The organism is Bacillus sp. B1-WWTP-T-0.5-Post-4, assembly GCF_009183795.1.
Classification (GTDB): Bacteria; Bacillota; Bacilli; order Bacillales; family Bacillaceae_G; genus Bacillus_A; species Bacillus_A cereus.
Genome location: NZ_WEIJ01000008.1, coordinates 192,208 through 211,451 on the forward strand (window position 1 = coordinate 192,208; position 19,244 = coordinate 211,451).

The window sequence follows — 19,244 nt, forward strand, 5'->3', positions numbered from 1 at the left end:
TTTTAATGTGGAAGTAATTCCAGTTTTTTTCGAAGCTTTTCTTCACTAAAGATCCATCCTGTATAGGAACTAATAATATTTAAATTGTGGTCGAGCTGAACGATTGCAACAAATGGATAATAATCTTTACTTCGATATCGTAAATCAATGAATCGTACTTCATAATAATGGTCATGATCAAAAATATCCCAGCGATATACAGGAGAGAAAGATAGGAAGGCTGAGATGTTTTCATCTTGTTTAGCTGCTCGCATAATATTATTGTCTGGGAACGGTATCCGATCGAACTTATCATATATCATGATGTTACCACGGTGCCATCTCGCAACGTAGTAATAATCAGCCGTAACGACTGCTAAATGGTAATGATAAAATCGGTAAGAAGGAGAAATGATAATCTTTTCGACATTTTTGAAACGTTTGTGTACAACGCTTCTTATATTTCTGTGCATCATAATCCGTCCGATATAGTAAACAATCATTAATATATATGCCGCTAAAGCTGTATATCCCTTATGAGAACCGACGAGCATGCAAGCAATTGCAAGTATATGGATAAAGAAAATTACGGTATCGAATGTATTAATTATGCCAAGTGCGACCCATTTTTTTGTGAAAGGTCGTAATGCTTGTGTACCATAGGCGTTGAAAATATCTACAAAGACGTGAAGAAAGACGGCAATAAATGACCAAAGTAGTAGATGAAGATATGGAGCTTCTGAAAAGAAGGCGAAAGAGATGCCACTTATAAGGAATGACCAAAGAATTACCGCAGGAATAGAATGAGTAATCCCACGATGATTTCTTATATATTTAGCGTTATTACGCAATTTTAAAACTGTGTCAATGTCAGGAATGTTGGAACCAGCAATTGTAGCAAGCATAACAGCTTGGGGGCCAATATCACTTTGTGCTATGGCTGGATCTAATGTTGCTAAGCTACCTAAAGTGATACCCATAACAAGGTGAGTGGCTGTGTCCATAGAAATCCACCTCCGTTTTTTATTAATGTAACTCTTTTTATTCGATACCTCAAGTCCTTTGCCTTCTATTTCCTATGTCATCTTACTTAAATTTTTTCCTAAAATCTTTATAATAGTACTTATATGCAAAAAAATGAGGGGGATCAAGTTTGACACTTGAAATACTAAACAATTTTAATATAGAGCAGTTTCAAAATGATTTAATTGGTTGGTTTGAAGAAGAACAGCGCGACTTACCGTGGAGAAAGAATAAAGATCCATACCGCGTTTGGGTTTCTGAAATTATGTTGCAGCAAACAAGAGTAGAAGCTGTAAAACCATATTACGCAAATTTTATGGGGAAGTTTCCTACACTTGAAGCGTTAGCGAACGCTGATGATGAAGAAGTATTAAAAGCATGGGAAGGTTTAGGATATTATTCTAGAGCACGTAATTTACATGCGGCAGTAAAAGAGGTAAAAGAAGTATACGGCGGGGTTGTACCAAGTGATGTAAAGAAAATTGAAAAGTTAAAAGGAGTAGGACCATATACAAAAGGTGCTATTTTAAGTATCGCATATGGTATACCAGAGCCGGCAGTTGATGGAAATGTTATGCGTGTATTATCTCGTATTTTATCAGTATGGGATGATATTGCAAAACCAAAGACTCGAAAAGTTTTTGAAGAGATTGTGCGTGAAATTATTTCAGTAGAAAACCCATCTTATTTTAATCAAGGATTGATGGAATTAGGTGCATTGATTTGTATTCCTAAAAATCCATCGTGCTTACTTTGTCCTGTGCGTGAGCATTGCAGAGGATATGCTGAAGGTGTTCAAAAAGAATTACCAGTAAAAAGTAAAGCGAAAGCTCCTAAAATGGTACCTATTGTTGCAGGCGTACTTCAAACTGAAGACGGTCGTTACGTTATTAATAAACGTCCAAGTACAGGTTTGTTAGCTAACATGTGGGAGTTTCCTAATGCTGAACTTGGAGAAGGTATTCGAAATCAGAAGGAACAGCTTATAGATTATATGAAAGAAAAATTTGAGCTCGAGGTTTCTATTGATGAATACGCAATGAATGTACAACATACGTTTACACATCGTACTTGGGATATATTTGTATTTTACGGAAAAGTAACCGGTAATATTGTTGATACAGATACATTAAAATTTGTATCGAAAGAGGTATTTGAGCAATTACCTTTCTCAAAATCACACCGTACTATTTATGAAAATTGTGTGGAGAAAATTACAATGCAATAAATAAAAAAGTGTTCCCAATCTAGGGAACACTTTTTTAATCGTAAGAAATTTTTGTCCCATGAGTCCAACTAGCTTCACCTTCTTGTAAGCCGCCTCTTGATTCGATTTCTACTACAATTTCTTTGTAAATACTTTGCCCTTCTACATTTAAATAAGGCAGAACCTGTTGTAGTGAGTGATGAAAATAAGCTAATTCATCTTCTTTCCATTCATTTTTTGAAATCATCGTTAGTTCAGTCATATCGCGTCCTATATACATATTTCCACCTCCATTTCTTATAGTTTGAATAAGTAACAAAAGATATATGCGGAAATTATTCAAAAGAAAATTACGGATAGCTTCTAAGTGAATTGGTTACATTATTGATTGTGGAGGTGAGAAAGATGAGTAAAAAACAACAAGGTTATAACAAAGCAACTTCTGGTGCTAGCATTCAAAGTACAAATGCTAGTTATGGTACAGAGTTTTCAACTGAAACAGATGTACAAGCTGTAAAACAAGCAAACGCACAATCAGAAGCAAAGAAAGCACAAGCTTCTGGTGCACAAAGTGCAAACGCTAGTTATGGTACAGAATTTGCAACTGAAACAGACGTGCATTCTGTGAAAAAACAAAATGCTAAGTCAGCTGCAAAACAATCACAATCTTCTAGCTCAAATCAGTAATGAAAGAAAAACACTTCTCTAATTCGGGAGAAGTGTTTTCTTTTTGCGTGGATCGTTGTAATGAAAAGAAAGCGAACGACATAACTTCTAATAAGTCAACAAATGTAGTCAAAGGAGAAGGAAGTTAACAATTAGAATTATGTAATTAGGAATAATAACTGATGAATAAGTCCAAAAGGGGGTAAGTAATGAACGATTTTGATAAGTTGGTAGGGGAGCAATTAGAAACGATGGATGAATTGTTAAAGTTACAAGCACATCTAGAGAAGTATCAACAAATTGAAATGAATGAAAAAGATACGTGCGATAAAAAAGAACTGCATTTTATCCGCCAGGAAATATATAGAACAGAAGTAGCGTTGAAGATGTTACATGAGAAATTTGAAGAACAAACGAATAGTGTAATTCAATCTTTTGCAACTGAAAAAATGATTTCAAATTTAGGATAAGATATATTGTTATCTTTAGGTGAAAAGTCCTTCTTTGTATGGAAATAGAGAAGGGCTTTTTCTATTACGTGTCCTCGCTTATAAATAATACAGTACAATCCTTTTATCTCCTAAGAAGCGGTGGGGCATAGTATTCAACGATAAACCTCCTGCATATTCAGTTTGAAAAATAGAGTCTTATCCCTTTAGTTTTAAAATTTCGACAAAAAAGTTATAATAGAAAAAAAGTGAATGCCGTTCAAAGGGCATTTGCAGTTGAAAGAAGGGAGCATATATGGGATTTCCCAAAGAAGGAGAAAAAGTACAAATACATAGTTATAAACATAATGGCTCCATTCATAGAATGTGGGAAGAAACAACAATTTTAAAAGGGACACAGAGTCTTGTAATCGGAGCGAATGATCGTACAGTAGTTACAGAATCGGATGGCCGAACATGGATTACTCGTGAACCAGCAATTTGTTATTTTCATGCCAACTATTGGTTTAATGTGATTGGGATGCTTAGGGAAGATGGCGTATATTATTATTGTAATTTAAGCTCACCTTTTGCGTATGATCCTGAAGCATTAAAGTATATTGATTATGATTTAGATATTAAAGTATATCCAGATATGACATATACGCTTCTAGATGAAGATGAGTATGAAAAACATAGTGAAATTATGCAGTATCCACCTGTTATTGATACAATTTTAAAACGAAATGTAGCACATTTAACACAGTGGATTCATCAAAGAAAAGGTCCATTTGCACCAGATTTCGTAGATATGTGGTATGAACGATATTTAATGTACAGAAATTAAAACAAACCTGCAGGGGGCTTCCCGGCAGGTTTGTCCTATTAGAGGGGGGATTATGTGCAAGGCATAAAAAGATATTTACAATTTGTTAAACCATATCGATGGCTTATTGCTATTACAATTATTATTGGACTAGTTAAGTTCGGTATCCCACTTATTATGCCGTGGTTATTAAAGTATATTATCGATGATGTAATTCAAGGCGCTGGCTCACTTCAAGATAAAACATCTCAATTAATAACAGCGATTGGAATTGCTTTCTTTATTTTTGCGGTATTAAGACCACCGATTGAATATTATCGTCAATATTTCGCCCAACGTATCGCAAATACAATACTGTATGATTTGCGGAAGCATATTTTCGGTCACTTACAAAAGTTAAGTTTACGTTATTACTCCAATACAAAAACAGGGGAGATTATTTCGCGTGTCATCCATGATGTAGAACAAACGAAAGATTTTGTAATTACTGGTTTGATGAACGTCTGGTTAGATACTGCAACAATTGCTATTGCTATCATTGTTATGTTTTCTATGAATATAAAATTAACATTTGTTGCGTTATTGATTTTACCTATTTATGTAATTGCAGTGAAATATTTTTTCGGACGTCTTCGGAAATTGACGAAAGAGCGTTCACAAGCGTTAGCGACGATGCAAGGGTATTTGCATGAACGTATTCAAGGAATGCAAGTGACACGTAGCTTTGCGTTAGAAGAGTATGAGGGGAAGCAGTTTGAAAAAAGAAATAATGAATTTTTAACGAAAGCATTAACCCATACAAGTTGGACGGCAAGAACATTTTCGGCAGTAAACACGTTAACCGATTTAGGTCCGTTACTTGTGATTGGTTTTGCAGCATATGAAGTAATTCAAGGGCAGTTAACGCTAGGAACGATGGTAGCTTTTGTTGGATATATGGATAGTTTATATAGTCCGCTTCGCCGCCTTGTTAATTCATCTACAACATTAACACAATCTTTTGCATCGATGGACCGTGTGTTTGAACTGTTAGATGAAAAATACGATATTGTTAATGTACCAAATGCGGTACAAACGAAAAAATTAAATGGAGAAATTGTATTTGACAATGTTTCTTTTCGTTATAATGCAGATGAAAAAGAGATATTACACAACTTGTCATTAACTATGCAACCTGGAGAGAAAGTAGCGCTTGTAGGAGCGAGTGGGGGAGGAAAGTCATCTCTTGCTAGTTTGATCCCGCGTTTCTATGATGTTTCTGAAGGCACGGTTTATGTAGATGGCATAGATGTAAGAAAGTATAATATGAGAAATTTGCGTAGTCATATTGGAATTGTACTGCAAGATAATTTATTGTTTAGCGATACAATTGGAGCTAATATTTTATATGGAAATCCGAAGGCTACAGAGAAAGAGGTGATTGCAGCTGCTAAAGCTGCGCAAATTCATGATTTTATTATAGACTTACCAGATGGTTATAATACTGTCGTTGGAGAACGTGGTGTGAAGCTATCGGGCGGGCAAAGACAACGCGTGGCAATTGCACGAGTGTTTCTAAAGAATCCTTCGGTACTTATATTAGATGAAGCAACTTCAGCATTAGATTTAGAAAATGAAAGGTATATTCAAGAGGCGCTTCAGACGTTAGCTGCTGACCGGACAACGATTATAATTGCACATCGATTAGCGACGATTACGCATGTTGATACGATTATTTACATTGAAGACGGTGAGATTAAAGAGACTGGTTCTCATGAAGAGTTAATGCGAAAAAGAGGATTTTATTACAATTTATATCAACTTCAACATATAACAGAAACAGCTCCTTTAGCATAAAAGGAGCTGTTTTTTATTCGTCTTCTTTTTTATCATCGATTTGGAGTTCTTTTTCTGGTTTATGGTATGTGTAGAAGCTATCTACAAGCAAATCTAAATGCTCTACTTCTTCACTATAGTTAATGATGGAAGAAATAAGAGGGAAGAGATGTAACCATGTTTTATATGCTTCTTCATCGTCTTTATTTTGATATTCCATAAAGATATCAATTAATTCTTGTTTACCTGTTTCAACTTCATCAAGCATTTCAACTGATTGTTGTTTTTTTGCTTTACCAATAAATTTTAATAAAACTTGTTCATGATAATGCGTTAATGAGTCAAGTTCGTTTTGGATAGATTCCTGAAATTCTTCCGGCATATAGCGCAGTTCATTTTCAGTACGGTGTAATGATTTTAACGTACTTAAAGCACGGCTTGTTGTCGCTAACATTTGTCTGAATAAAACGAGCTTACGAATTTTTGCGAACTTTACTTTTTTCGTGTAGCTTCTTTCTTCTTTATACAGCAAATAGTAATGGTTTAGTTTGATCATTTTTTCTTTCATACGATCAATATCAGTTTTTAGCGTTGTAAAATCAGAAGCCTGCCTGCTATTCATTCGAATCCATTTTACAATTTCTTCTGTATTATCAACGATACGATGATAAAGTTTTGTTTCATATTTTGGCGGCATAAATACTAAATTTACAAGTGAAGCCGCAATAATACCAATCATAATCGTCGCAAATCGAAGTAAGGCAAAACTAAAGAAATCTTCGCCTTGATACTCCATAATGGCGATAACTGTTACTAAAGCAATTGATATTGTGTTTTCTAATCGTAATTGTAATGTAAGAGCAATTACTAATATACATGTTAATCCAATAATAAAAGGATTATGTCCAAAAGCAGTAGCAAATGCGATAGCAAATATCGCACCAATTACATTTGCTTGAATTTGTTCAAGTGCTGTTAAATAAGAACGGTATACAGACGGTTGGACAGCAAAGATAGCTGAAATTCCCGCAAATACCGGACTCGGTAATTGAATTAAAATACAAGCAAATAAAGCTAACGTGATGGCAATACCCGTTTTTAAAATGCGAGCACCAAGTTTCATACCCTTAATAAGATCCTTTCTCTTGTCATAATGAATGTACAACATGATACTATACATTCATTACAATATGTTAGCAAGTGATATTTTAGTGACGTTAAAAGAAATTAGTGTTCATTTTATCCCGCTAATTGTGAGTAGTAAGATTCACGCCTCAAAATTCAGAAGCTGGATGCCGGTAAACGTCCGATTGGTGTAGGCTAATTAAAGTTTCACTTTATAATTTTTCCTAATTCCTTTTAAACATCAGTTTTTAGTAAAAAAACCTGCTGAATTTCAGCAGGTCTCAAATTGTTACTATAGATTACTATGAGAAGCGTACTTCGTCAATTTTTTCTTAATAATGAAAATTACTCATTTTACTCTGTTGAGATAGATGGATCTGCCTGTTCTTTTTTCGGGATAATCTCAAAAAACTTGTTCTGTATATCATCTAATAATGGTGTTAACAAAGCAACTTCCTCATATTGCTCGTGCTCGTTTAGTACACGAATATAGTCTAGCAATAATTCAGTTACATCTTTCAAACCATTTTTACTAATTGGTTGTAATGTAACATTTGCGCCTTTTGCGATTCTTCTTTTTAAGGCCTGTTCTGTTAAGCCTAAGTTTGAATCACGGCGCAAATAAACAACACCGCCAGTCATGCCAGCGCAAATCCATGGACCAGGGTCACCTAAAACAAGCGCTCGCCCATTTGTCATATATTCAAAAGCAAAACCTTTAATATTGGAGTATGCACCTATATTTCCTTGCTCTTTTTCACGGAGTGGTTTTGTTATTCTACCTCCAATTATCATGTCTGCCCCAGAAAGGCGAATGCCAGCGCGAGCATCAGCGTTCCCTTGCACGTATAGTGCCCCTTTTTGTGCACCATATCCAAATCCTTTTCCGACAGAACCGTTATAATATACTCCGTCTTTTCCTTTTGATTTCGTTATATAAATCCCACCACCAAAGGAAGTTTTACCAATGCCATCTTGTGCGCCGCCATTTACGTGTATAAATAAATTTTCACTATTGTAAGCACCTAACCCATTTCCGGGAATAGAACCATTCGTATACTTTAATGTAAGTGGTTCAAGTTGAGTAGCTTCATATAGTTTACTGCGAACGCGATAACATGATTCTAGACCACCCATAACGCGTTGCTCTACACCAACGCCTACCAATTCTTTTGAGTCAGCGGAATGAACTGTCTTAAATTGTTTTTCCGGTACGCCTTCTGTTGTTGTAACAGATGGATGTTCTATTATTTGTAGTAAATTACGTAAGTTTAATAAATTTTCGCCTCGAACTTGCTCTAATAAATCAGAACGCCCAACAATTGCTTGTAAATTTGTATAACCAAGCTGTCCTGTTAATCGTTTTAGTTCTACACCGAAAGAGGTGAATAAATTTAGCAGGCCAGCAACTGCGCTTTCTAATTCGCGTGGGACGAAGCGGCGTAACCCATGTTCTTTTGCTTGTGCTTCAGACTCGATTTGTGTCGCAATTCCAACATGGCAAGTATCTAGATGGCACCCACGGCAAGTAGTACAGCCGATTGCAATCATTGATAGTGTGCCAAATCCAATACGGTTTGCTCCGAGGAGCATGATTTTCAAGGCATCATTTACACTTCGAATACCACCATCTGCCCAAATCTCTACTTTATGTCTCATGCTTGCTTCTAATAAAGCGTTGTGAGCGGCTTTAACACCAATTTCTACAGGGAGACCTACATGCTGCAATGCGTGAATACGTGCAGCGCCTGTTCCGCCATCGAATCCGCTAATGTTAATAAAATCAGCGCCAGCTTTGGCGATACCGACAGCAATTGTTCCGATATTAGGAACAACAGGGACTTTCACGGCTACTTTGGCAAGTTGATTAGCTGTTTTAATTTCTGTAATCATTTGAGCTAAATCTTCAATTGAATAAATATCATGGTTATTAGAAGGTGAAATTAAATCTGAGCCGATTGTCGCATTACGTGCTTCAGCGATTTTGGCTGTCACTTTTGAACCAGGTAAATGCCCACCTTCCCCAGGCTTTGCGCCTTGACCGATTTTGATTTCAATTAAGTTTGATGAGTTTAGTAGTTCGGCATTTACTCCAAATCGCCCAGATGCCACTTGTTGTCCACGTGTATGTGGATATTTTCCAATCATATCTTTAATTTCGCCGCCTTCACCGTTCAAGCTAATCATATTTAGCTGATCGGCTGCTTCTGCATATGCGCGAAAGGCAATTTCGTTTTGAGAACCAAATGACATAGAACTAATAATAAATGGTAAATTATGATTTTTGATGCCGATAGATACTTCTTCAGTTGGAACGACATGTTTTGTTTGTTTCGTTTGAACAAGGTGTCTGATTGCAATTGGATTATTCTCTTCTAGTTCACTTAACTTGTCACGGTAATCATCATAAGAATTTCCTTTTGCAACATCGCCGATTGCTTTCCAAATTCGCGGGAATATATGAAATGATTTTCGCATTCTAATTTTAGGATTGTTATAATCCTCTGCTCGTATTTTTGCATCTTCAACAAGTGATTCAAGTGAAAAGGCTAAATCATTTGAACCGAAGAAATTTGTAATCTGTAATATATTTGCGATTTCTTCATGTAACCCAATAGATGAATAGAGACGTCCGTAACCACGTAACTCATGAATTCCAATTGTTGAAATGACTTTTTCTAATCCTTTATTAAGTGCATTATATAGATTCGTAATTGGTGTTTTTGTTCCATCATTTACAGTCGCGAATAATAAATATGGATTAATACCATCTGCTCCTAATCCATATAGCGTGACAATGTCATGTAAGGAGCGAAGAGCACCAGAACGTATAACGAGAGAACAATTGCGGCGTAATTTATTTTCACTTAATGCTTGATGTACTTTAGCAGTAACTAAATGTGGATCAATCCACAATCGTTCATTTAGATGGGCTTTTGCGTCATCTAATACTAGTAGGGAAGCGCCATTGTTAACAGCAGCTATCGCTTCAGAACTAATGCGGCTTAATGCGCATTGCAGAGTTTCTGACGAGCTGAATGTAGCAGAGATTGTGGCGATAGAGTTATGAGTCTTAAATAGCTCTATGAGTTGTTCGTACGTAATTGTGTGTAATTCCTCTGCAATAGGTTGTGCCACGCTGCCTTCTAAAATAATTGGTGAAAGCATTTCAACTACAAATGGCCGTTTTGCGCCGCTTAATAAACTTGGACGCTCTCCAAGTACAGTACGTGTAGAGAAGTGTTCAATTTCACGGTCACGGTCAATTGCAGGGTTTGTAACAACAGCTACACTTTCTTTAATAAAGTCAGCGATATTTCGTCTATCAGTATCGAGTGCGGCAAGTGGTGAGTCATGCCCAAGTGAGCGTATTGGCTCAACGCCTTTTGTTGCCATCTGTTCAAGAAGTTGAATATGTTCTCGGTCCCATCCGAAAGCGACGTATTGTTTCGTTTCAACTTGAACAGAATCACATAGCCCTTGGATTTTTTTCGTTTCAGGGATAGATAAATTTAAATGGTAATTGGTAGTATCAATTCGCTTTTTAAAACGGTTATATACTTGGATTTGATATTTGTCATATTCATAAAGAACAAGTTCATCTTGTTCATTCCATTTTAATCCGACTTTTTCTCCAGGAGCGAGTGGTTTTGGTTCTGCTACATATTTAGTTGGTGATACAACTCCAGGTTCAGAAGAGAAAATATAAGAGCTCTCTGTCTCTACTTTCCATACTGGGCGTAATCCAAGGGAATCAACGCTGAAAACAGCTTCATCTTTAAAACGGGAAATGATGCCAGCTGGTCCTTGTGCAAAATGTCCCCATGCTTCACGTATATACGTATATAAATCTTGTAAAGGTGTTTCATAAAGTTTAATTTCATTAATAATTGGTGGGAATAGAATTTCCATTGCTTCAAATAAGCTGTAGTCGTATTGAACAAGTAGGGTTTCTAAGGTGCGGTTTAAATCTTGAGAGTCACTGCCTCCTGCAGTAAGTGGTACATCAATCATTTCAGCTTGATCGCGTAATTTCGCAATTGTGTTAATTTCACCATTATGTCCGAGAATGCTAAATGGTTGTACACGAAAAAAATTAGATAATGTATTAGTAGAGTAGCGGTTATGTCCTAATGTCATAGTTGAAGCGATAAGCGGATGTTGTAAATCATTATAGTAGGCAACAAGCGTATCACCAGCACCTAGAACTTTATATACAACATGATCATGACTTAATGAAGCAACATGAATTGCTTCGTTTTCCTCTATTTTTATTGTGACAGAAAATAATGTTTGCTCAATATTTGTAATTTCGTTTTCTGCGATAAGGGCAGCTTGCCAAAATAAAGGTTCTTCTTGTTTACCAAGTGGACCGAGCGCATCTGAGTTTGTTGCATCATCACTTTCGAAAATGATTGCAAAGTTTTTGTTGTTTAATTGCGTACGAATATAATCTTTTAAGGCAGTAATGTTTTCTTTTTTATTTAGAAAAAAATGTCCAACGATAAAGTGGGGATGATCCACAATCGTTGGATTATATCCGCTACTTTTTAGTTTTTCATTCCAAAGCGTTTTTGGTATATCAATGTGAATGCCGATGCCATCGCCCTCGCCATTAATGAAACCAGCTCTATGATTCATTTTGACGAGTGATTGTATGCAAAGGTCAATGTTTTCTTTTGTAGCAATTTTTCGTTTCTCCATAACGGAAACGATTCCACACGCATCATGTTCTGCATTTCTATAATCTCGAAATAAAGACGGTGTCCATGTATTTTTTTTATTGAGCATCCGTCAATCCCCCCTCTTGTAAAAGTTAGAATAATCTTACTATTTAAGGTGCAAATCACCTTGTACACAGAGATAGTAATGCTGTAAAAGAATATAAAACAGATAATTATGAATAATTATACTATTAATGCGTGATTTATGAAATAGAAAAAAGGAAAAAAGAAAGGTGAGCTTTCTTTTTTCCTTTTAATGAAGGGATTATTTATTGTCTGCTAGGGCAGCAAATGCTCTGCCTACAGCTTCGATTGTATATTCAATATCTTCTTTTGTATGTTCTGTAGTTAAGAACCATGCCTCGTATTTAGAAGGTGCTAAGTTAACTCCTTCTTGAAGCATAAGCTTGAAGAATTTACCGAACATTTCACCGTCTGTATCTTGTGCGGCATCGTAATCTTCAATTGTATTAGTTGTGAAGTATACAGTTAAAGCCCCTTTTAGACGATTTAATGTAATGTCGATATTATGTTTCGCTGCTTGCTCTAAAATTCCTTTTTCAAGCATTGCACCAAGTTCATCTAATTTCTCATAAAGCCCTTCTTGTTGAAGTACTTCTAGACAAGCGATACCTGATGCCATAGAAGCAGGGTTTCCTGCCATTGTACCAGCTTGGTATGCAGGTCCAAGCGGAGCAACTTGTTCCATAATTTCTTTCTTACCACCGTAAGCACCGATTGGTAAGCCGCCGCCAATAACTTTACCAAGCGCTGTTAAGTCAGGTGTAACACCAAGTAAGTCTTGAGCACCGCCGTACATAAAGCGGAAAGCAGTAATAACTTCATCATAAATTACTAGTGCGCCAGCTTCGTGAACAAGTTCATTCACTTTTTCAAGGAATCCAGGTTTAGGCTCTACAATACCGAAGTTTCCAACGATCGGTTCTACAAGGATAGCTGCTACTTCATGACCCCATTTATCTAAAGCTTCTTTTAAAGTTTCTACATTGTTAAATGGAACGGTAATAACTTCTTGTGCGATACTTTGTGGTACGCCAGCTGAGTCAGGAGTTCCTAAAGTAGAAGGGCCAGATCCAGCTGCCACAAGTACTAAATCAGAATGACCGTGGTAACAACCAGCAAATTTCATGATTTTTGTGCGACCTGTATAAGCACGAGCAACACGAATCGTTGTCATCACTGCTTCTGTACCAGAGTTTACGAAACGGACTTTATCTAATGCAGGCATTGCTTCTTTTAACATTTTTGCGAATTTTACCTCTAGCGCTGTTGGTGTTCCATAAAGTACCCCATTTTCAGCAGCTGTTGTAATTGCTTTTGTTATATGCGGATGAGCATGTCCAGTAATAATAGGACCGTATGCTGCTAAATAATCGATATATTTATTTCCGTCTACATCCCAGAAATAAGCGCCTTTCCCACGTTCCATAGCAACAGGAGCGCCGCCGCCAACTGCTTTAAAAGAACGAGAAGGACTGTTAACACCGCCAACGATATGCTCTAAAGCTTCTTTATGTAATGCTTCTGACTTTGTGAAATTCACTACAATTCATCTCCTTACAAAAATCTATGTATTATTCTAACATGTTTTTCGAAAAGACGTATTGTTTGTGATAGCGAAGGCAGTTGGGTAAACTATTCGTTGTGACATTTAGGAGGGGGGTCCGATTATGAAATCGGTAATTGAGGTACAAGGGTTACGTAAAGAGTTTACAGCCTATTCAAGTCGTCCGGGCTTAAAGGGTGCATTTCGCGATTTATTAAATCGTAATTATAAAATAGTACCAGCAGTAAATGATGTATCTTTTACTGTGAAGCAAGGTGAAATGGTTGGTTATATCGGTGAGAACGGTGCTGGTAAATCAACAACAATTAAAATGCTTACGGGGATTTTAACTCCGACATCAGGGCAAATCACAGTAAATGGAATGAACCCACATAAACAAAGAGAAGAATTTGTAAGAACAATTGGTGTTGTTTTTGGACAGCGTTCGCAACTTTGGTGGGATATTGCAGTACAAGAATCGTTTCGTTTATTAAAGAAAGTGTATGGTGTATCAGACGCTCAGTATAAGGAGCATATGGAACACGTAATTGAAACGTTAGATATAGGGCCCTTATTAGATAAACCAGTTCGAAAATTATCTCTTGGTCAAAGGATGCGTTGTGAATTAGCGGCAGCCTTAATTCATAATCCACCGTTATTATTTTTAGATGAGCCAACAATTGGGTTAGATGTACTTGTGAAATTGAAAATACGTGAATTTTTAAAAGAAATGAATGAACGTTATAAAACAACAATTTTATTAACAACACACGATATTACTGATATTGAAGCTTTATGTGAGCGCGTTATCATGCTGGATGAAGGAAATATTATGTATGACGGTTCTTTAAATAATCTTCGTACGCAGTGGGGAGCGGAGAAGGAAATTCACTTTCAGTTTGTTGCACCAGTTTCCTATCAGGCTTTATCAATGGTTATGCCAGATAATCATGTCGTTTGGTCGAAAGCAAAAGAGGAAAATGCATGGGTTGCAAAAATTCCGAATGAAGAAGTTATTATTTCAATGCTTATTTCTAAAGTAGTACAAGCCTTTCAAATTAAAGATTTAAAAATTAACGAAGTGTCTACAGAGGAAATTATTCGTAACATTTATGAAGAAGGTATTACGCATGGGTAAGTATATTGAAATGATTCGAATTCGCTTTTTAATGATGCTTGCGTATCGTACAAATTACTATAGCGGGATTTTAATTTATACGATTAATATCGGTGCTTACTATTTTTTATGGCAAGCAATTTATAGCGGAAAAGAGAATATTGAAAGTTTATCTATTTCGCAAATGACCACGTATATCGCAATCGCGTGGATGGCACGTGCCTTCTATTTTAATAATATAGATAGGGAAATTGCGATGGAGATTCAAGAAGGACGTGTGGCTGTAGAATTAATTCGTCCGTATAACTATTTGGGAATGAAAGTTATGCAAGGTCTTGGCGAGGGAATATTCCGTTTTGCCTTCTTTTCCATTCCAGGCATGGTTATCGTTACGTTATTATTTTCGTTGCAAATTACAACAAATTTTCAAACGTGGTTATATTTCTTCTTATCTTTAATATTTAGTTTTATTATTAATACACAAATTAATTTAATGACGGGAATGCTTACGTTTTTCCTATTTAATAATAGTGGGATTATGTATGCAAAACGCGTTGTTATTGATTTATTTTCAGGTCTATTATTACCAATTAGTTTTTATCCGCTATGGGCCCAAAAAGCAATGATGTTTTTACCGTTTCAGGCTATTAGTTATATTCCAAGTATGATTTTTTCTGAAGGTATACAGGGGAGTAAGTTGTATGAGGCTTTAGTATTTCAAGTGATTTGGGCGATTGTACTTATTATTCCAATTGTACTCATGTGGAGAACGGCGAGAAAACGTCTAATTGTACAAGGGGGATGATGAGATGCTATATATAAACTTATTTTTACAATATGCAAGTCAATATATAAAAACAAAATTGGAGTATCGAGGCGATTTTATCGTTGGTTTACTTTCTGATTTATCGCTTCAAGCAGTTAATTTAATATTTATTCTTGTTGTATTTGGGCATACACAAGCATTGAAGGGATGGAGTCGAGAAGAAGTAATCTTTATTTATGGTTTCTTTTTAGTACCATTTGCCATCTTTTCAGCTTTCTTTAATATATGGGATTTTAATGATCGATACATTATTAAAGGGGAGATGGATCGTGTATTAACGCGGCCGATCCATAGCCTATTTCAAATTATATTAGAAAGAATGGAACTTGAATCTTTAATTGGAGCTATTACAGGGATTGTTGTAATGGGATATGCAGCTGTGGAGTTACAATTATCTTTTTACTGGTATGATTTCTTCTTATTTATATTGATGGTAGGAGGAGGAGCACTTGTATATGGAGGTATATTTGTTACGCTGGCGAGCCTTGGTTTTTGGTCGGATGCGAAAAGTTCAATTATGCCTCTTATGTATAACATAGGTAATTACGGGCGCTATCCTGTTAATATTTATAATCGTGTAATTCGTTTCATTTTAACGTTTGTTTTACCGTTTGCGTTTGTTGGAGTATATCCAGCGGCATACTTTTTAAGAAAAACAGAATGGAATAGTTATGCATTTGCGACGCCAATTGTTGGTGTTATCTGTTTTACGATTGCAATCACCCTCTGGAACCAAGGGGTAAAAAGGTATCGTGGCGCGGGTAATTAATTATAGAAGCTTGTTCGTTTCTAAGGGATAAATCAGTTCTCCACCTCATACATATAAAATGAGGTGGAGGACATGTTATGGGGATTTATTCTATTAATTGCAGCAATCGCTATTTTGAAAAGTGTCCAATTATTATGGAGTTCCTATTCGGATTCAACGCGTTTTTTTTCGCTCTATAATTTGGCCACATTATTTTTAATCTATACAACAGTACTAATCGCATTTGGATTAAGTTACGTTGTATTAGAGGAAATGGGTTTCGCAGTTTTGAAAGAGGACGGAGAAAGTTTGAACGCTCATTCTTTTCAACTCGTCGAAGTTTGTTTATATTTTAGCGCAGTTACTTTATTGTCTGTTGGATATGGTGACATATCTCCGATTGGAATTGGGCGATGGATTGCAATCGCAGAAGCGCTAATTGGATATACACTCCCTTTTGCTTTTGTGATGAGGTCTGTAATAGACAATGAAAAATAAGGAAGCATTTGTTATAGTAAAGGAAAAGAGTAGGAGTGATAACTATGATTACAGTAGGAGAAATGGCACCAGAATTCACATTAGAGGGAAGTAACGGAGAAGAAGTTCGCCTAGCTGATTTCCGCGGTAAAAATGTAGTTCTCTATTTTTATCCGAAAGATATGACGCCAGGGTGTACAACTGAAGCATGTGATTTTCGTGATGCGTATGGAGTATTTCAAGAGAAGGATACGGTTATTCTTGGAGTAAGTCCTGATTCAGCGAATAGACATTTGAAATTCATTGAGAAACATGAATTGCCATTTACACTTTTAGTAGATGAAGATCATAAAGTAGCAGAGTTATACGATGTTTGGAAGTTAAAAAAGAACTTTGGGAAAGAGTATATGGGAATCGAGCGTTCTACATTCCTTATTAATAAAGACGGTGAACTTGTAAAAGAGTGGCGTAAAGTGAAAGTGAAAGGACATATTGAGGATGTTCTTTCTTATATAAAATAAATCTACATTGGAGATAAAATATGCAGAAACAAGGCAAGTGTCTATACATATTTTACTGCCTTACATAAAGTGGAAGTGTAGGGCATACCTCCTCAGATGATAGTATTCCAAGTGCGATTATGTCGCACTTTTTTCTATGGAATATATGAAGAAAAAAGGGAAAGATATATAAAAACAAGTCCTGAATATAAAAATAAACTACATACTTATAGTAGAAATATTGACGATTTATAAGAAAAGGAGTACACTCTTTATAAGAATTATAAAATAATAATCCGTATAGAATCGGGGTGCATGACGGTGGTCAAAGAAGAATTAAAAGAAGCGCTAGAAATGCTGAAAAATACGGGTGTACGCATTACTCCACAGCGTCATGCTATTTTAGAGTACCTTGTGGAATCAATGACGCACCCAACAGCGGATGATATTTATAAAGCATTAGAAGGTAAGTTTCCAAATATGAGTGTTGCAACTGTCTATAATAACTTACGTGTGTTTAAAGAGGTTGGACTTGTAAAGGAATTAACTTATGGAGACGCTTCAAGTAGATTTGATTATGTTACAAGTCAACATTATCATGTGATTTGCGAAAAATGTGGTAAGATTGTTGATTTTCCTTATGGAGGCTTGGAAAAGCTGGAAGAGGAAGCTGCGAAAACGACAGGCTTCGTTATCAATAGTCATCGCTTAGAAATTTATGGCGTTTGTCCAGAGTGTCATAAGGCGTAATATATAATAAAGAAAGAGGCTGACGGCTATACGTCAGCCTCTTTCTTTATTATATAAGGATTAGCGTGAGGTTAATCGGGATTTACAGTGCTAAGTTAGTAAGAAGGGTTAGATAAAAGTTTGTCGAATTTACTTTGTATTGGTGGAAATGAATTCTTGGAGGGGACATTTTGAAGAAATATGAGATTAAAAATAACATTCCAACATTGGAAGAATATAAATATTTATGTGATTCTGTGGGATGGACTAACTATATGAACTTTGAGGTGGCGGAAATATCACTTCAAAATTCGATTTACTGTATAACAGTCAAGGATAATAATCAAATCATCGGCATGGGGAGAATTGTTGGTGATGGGGCTATCTATTTCTATATTCAAGATATAGTGGTTCATCCAGAGTATCAAAAGAATGGTATTGGAAAGAAAATAATGAATACTTTAGTAGAATACTTAAATGGGAATGCTCCAGATAAAGCATTCATTGGTTTGTTTGCGTCGCAAGGTAAAACATCATTCTACGAAAAATATGATTTTAAAGATTATTCGCCTAATATGACAGGGATGTTTGCTGTTATTTCGAAAAAATAGGTGTAATAAATTTAATAAAACAATTAAAAAGTTGATTTTTTAAGAAATCAACTTTTTAATGAGTTGAAACGTTTGTAGTGTTGCAAATTCGTATTTCCCTTGATACTTATGATTTATAACTCTTCTTATTATACTTTTCATCAAATTCTTTTCCTTCTAGATCTCGATCTAGTGTTAAAGGTTGATTGCAGTGCATACATGCATCGACACGGCCCAGCATTTTGGTTGGCTTATCACAGCTTGGGCAAATAATTTGGATAGTCTTAGTAGATAACATACCAATCCAAAAGTAAACGACAGTGCTAGCGATAACAGCTAAAAAGCCAACCATCATAAACGTTGTCATAATAATAATGTTTTCGCGGAAAAAGACACCTAAGTATGCAATGAAGAGGCCGATAAATACTAAACTTAATGCAAAGGTCCGGATTTTATTGATTTTGTTTGAATACTTAATGCTCATTCTCACCACGCTCCTATACTAATAATATAACATAAAATTTAGAATTTTCACTCTCGTGTAAATTGATAAAGAGATAAGATATGAAATGAATAGGAGGGGAGCCAAGAATGAATGGACGCTATAATGATTTTTACAGCGGATTTTAAGTTTTTAACGGGATGTGAAATTTTTTTATAAAAAGTATTGACCCTGTATATACTGCATGATATATTAATAACCGTCGCTGATGCGGAAACGCAGAAAACGACAAAAAAGAAATTAAAAAACTTAGTTGACATTGAAAAATGAAGATGTTAACATAAGGAAGTCGCAAATGAGCGACCAAGTAGTTCTTTGAAAACTGAACGAAACAAACAACGTGAAACGTCAATTTTTATTTTAGATGCTAGACAAACTAACTTTATTGGAGAGTT

The 19,244-nt window shown here is 35.8% G+C and carries 18 protein-coding genes; 12 read left to right on the forward strand and 6 right to left on the reverse strand.

What is annotated here, in order from left to right; genetic code table 11:
• Positions 1 to 2: 2 nt before the first annotated feature.
• On the reverse strand, positions 3 to 983 hold the full coding sequence (locus tag GBN91_RS22760; RefSeq protein WP_000379109.1) for a metal-dependent hydrolase: 981 nt from the start codon (positions 981 to 983) through the stop codon (positions 3 to 5).
• Positions 984 to 1,132: 149 nt separating this feature from the next.
• Between GBN91_RS22760 and mutY the strand changes: the two genes are divergently transcribed.
• Positions 1,133 to 2,230 (forward strand): A/G-specific adenine glycosylase, encoded by a 1,098-nt coding sequence (gene mutY, locus GBN91_RS22765; RefSeq protein ID WP_000171397.1) that lies wholly within the window; start codon positions 1,133 to 1,135, stop codon positions 2,228 to 2,230.
• 34 nt (positions 2,231 to 2,264) lie between these two features.
• Here the strand turns inward: mutY and GBN91_RS22770 are convergent, their stop codons facing one another.
• Positions 2,265 to 2,489, reverse strand: coding sequence for a hypothetical protein (locus tag GBN91_RS22770; protein ID WP_000275436.1), 225 nt, complete (start codon positions 2,487 to 2,489; stop codon positions 2,265 to 2,267).
• Between the two features lie 125 nt (positions 2,490 to 2,614).
• Between GBN91_RS22770 and GBN91_RS22775 the strand changes: the two genes are divergently transcribed.
• The 4 genes from GBN91_RS22775 (at position 2,615) to GBN91_RS22790 (ending at position 5,965) form a co-directional block, all read left to right on the forward strand.
• Positions 2,615 to 2,896, forward strand: coding sequence for a gamma-type small acid-soluble spore protein (locus GBN91_RS22775; RefSeq protein WP_000039046.1), 282 nt, complete (start codon positions 2,615 to 2,617; stop codon positions 2,894 to 2,896).
• A gap of 188 nt (positions 2,897 to 3,084) precedes the next feature.
• The gene (locus tag GBN91_RS22780) at positions 3,085 to 3,345 is read left to right on the forward strand and encodes a YgaB family protein (RefSeq protein ID WP_000997575.1); all 261 of its coding nucleotides are present in this window, start codon (positions 3,085 to 3,087) and stop codon (positions 3,343 to 3,345) included.
• A gap of 274 nt (positions 3,346 to 3,619) precedes the next feature.
• Entirely contained in the window at positions 3,620 to 4,150 is a 531-nt protein-coding gene (gene ntdP / locus GBN91_RS22785; RefSeq protein ID WP_000506622.1) for a nucleoside tri-diphosphate phosphatase, read from the forward strand.
• 54 nt (positions 4,151 to 4,204) lie between these two features.
• A complete protein-coding gene (locus tag GBN91_RS22790) occupies positions 4,205 to 5,965 on the forward strand; it encodes an ABC transporter ATP-binding protein (RefSeq protein ID WP_001161598.1) in 1,761 nt (586 codons plus the stop codon).
• A 13-nt stretch (positions 5,966 to 5,978) separates the two neighbouring features.
• Here the strand turns inward: GBN91_RS22790 and GBN91_RS22795 are convergent, their stop codons facing one another.
• The 3 genes from GBN91_RS22795 to hemL form a co-directional block, all read right to left on the reverse strand.
• Entirely contained in the window at positions 5,979 to 7,067 is a 1,089-nt protein-coding gene (locus tag GBN91_RS22795; RefSeq protein ID WP_152122403.1) for an aromatic acid exporter family protein, read from the reverse strand.
• Between the two features lie 356 nt (positions 7,068 to 7,423).
• Positions 7,424 to 11,860, reverse strand: coding sequence for a glutamate synthase-related protein (locus tag GBN91_RS22800; protein ID WP_152122405.1), 4,437 nt, complete (start codon positions 11,858 to 11,860; stop codon positions 7,424 to 7,426).
• Between the two features lie 198 nt (positions 11,861 to 12,058).
• On the reverse strand, positions 12,059 to 13,357 hold the full coding sequence (hemL, locus tag GBN91_RS22805) for a glutamate-1-semialdehyde-2,1-aminomutase (protein WP_001011863.1): 1,299 nt from the start codon (positions 13,355 to 13,357) through the stop codon (positions 12,059 to 12,061).
• A gap of 127 nt (positions 13,358 to 13,484) precedes the next feature.
• Between hemL and GBN91_RS22810 the strand changes: the two genes are divergently transcribed.
• The 7 genes from GBN91_RS22810 to GBN91_RS22840 all read left to right on the forward strand — a co-directional run bounded on the left by GBN91_RS22810 (position 13,485) and on the right by GBN91_RS22840 (position 18,368).
• Positions 13,485 to 14,498, forward strand: a complete 1,014-nt coding sequence (locus GBN91_RS22810; protein WP_000843655.1) for an ABC transporter ATP-binding protein — start codon at positions 13,485 to 13,487, stop codon at positions 14,496 to 14,498.
• On the forward strand, positions 14,491 to 15,282 hold the full coding sequence (locus GBN91_RS22815) for an ABC transporter permease (RefSeq protein WP_000521519.1): 792 nt from the start codon (positions 14,491 to 14,493) through the stop codon (positions 15,280 to 15,282). The genes GBN91_RS22810 and GBN91_RS22815 overlap by 8 nt, the downstream gene beginning before the upstream one ends.
• 4 nt (positions 15,283 to 15,286) lie before the next feature.
• Positions 15,287 to 16,072 carry an ABC transporter permease gene (locus GBN91_RS22820; protein ID WP_000965773.1) on the forward strand — a complete coding sequence of 262 codons (786 nt, stop codon included), beginning with the start codon at positions 15,287 to 15,289 and terminating at the stop codon, positions 16,070 to 16,072.
• Between the two features lie 72 nt (positions 16,073 to 16,144).
• The gene (locus tag GBN91_RS22825; RefSeq protein WP_000964343.1) at positions 16,145 to 16,549 is read left to right on the forward strand and encodes a potassium channel family protein; all 405 of its coding nucleotides are present in this window, start codon (positions 16,145 to 16,147) and stop codon (positions 16,547 to 16,549) included.
• Between the two features lie 44 nt (positions 16,550 to 16,593).
• Positions 16,594 to 17,049: a thioredoxin-dependent thiol peroxidase gene (gene bcp / locus GBN91_RS22830; RefSeq protein ID WP_000633710.1), complete on the forward strand. Its 456-nt coding sequence runs from the start codon at positions 16,594 to 16,596 to the stop codon at positions 17,047 to 17,049.
• A gap of 300 nt (positions 17,050 to 17,349) precedes the next feature.
• Complete coding sequence (gene perR / locus GBN91_RS22835; RefSeq protein ID WP_000237829.1) at positions 17,350 to 17,778, forward strand: peroxide-responsive transcriptional repressor PerR; 429 nt, start codon at positions 17,350 to 17,352, stop codon at positions 17,776 to 17,778.
• 170 nt (positions 17,779 to 17,948) lie between these two features.
• Complete coding sequence (locus GBN91_RS22840; protein WP_000759736.1) at positions 17,949 to 18,368, forward strand: GNAT family N-acetyltransferase; 420 nt, start codon at positions 17,949 to 17,951, stop codon at positions 18,366 to 18,368.
• Positions 18,369 to 18,474: 106 nt separating this feature from the next.
• Here GBN91_RS22840 and GBN91_RS22845 read toward each other — a convergent pair whose 3' ends face one another.
• Entirely contained in the window at positions 18,475 to 18,831 is a 357-nt protein-coding gene (locus GBN91_RS22845) for a YgzB family protein (protein ID WP_000025058.1), read from the reverse strand.
• Between the last annotated feature and the right edge of the window lie 413 nt (positions 18,832 to 19,244).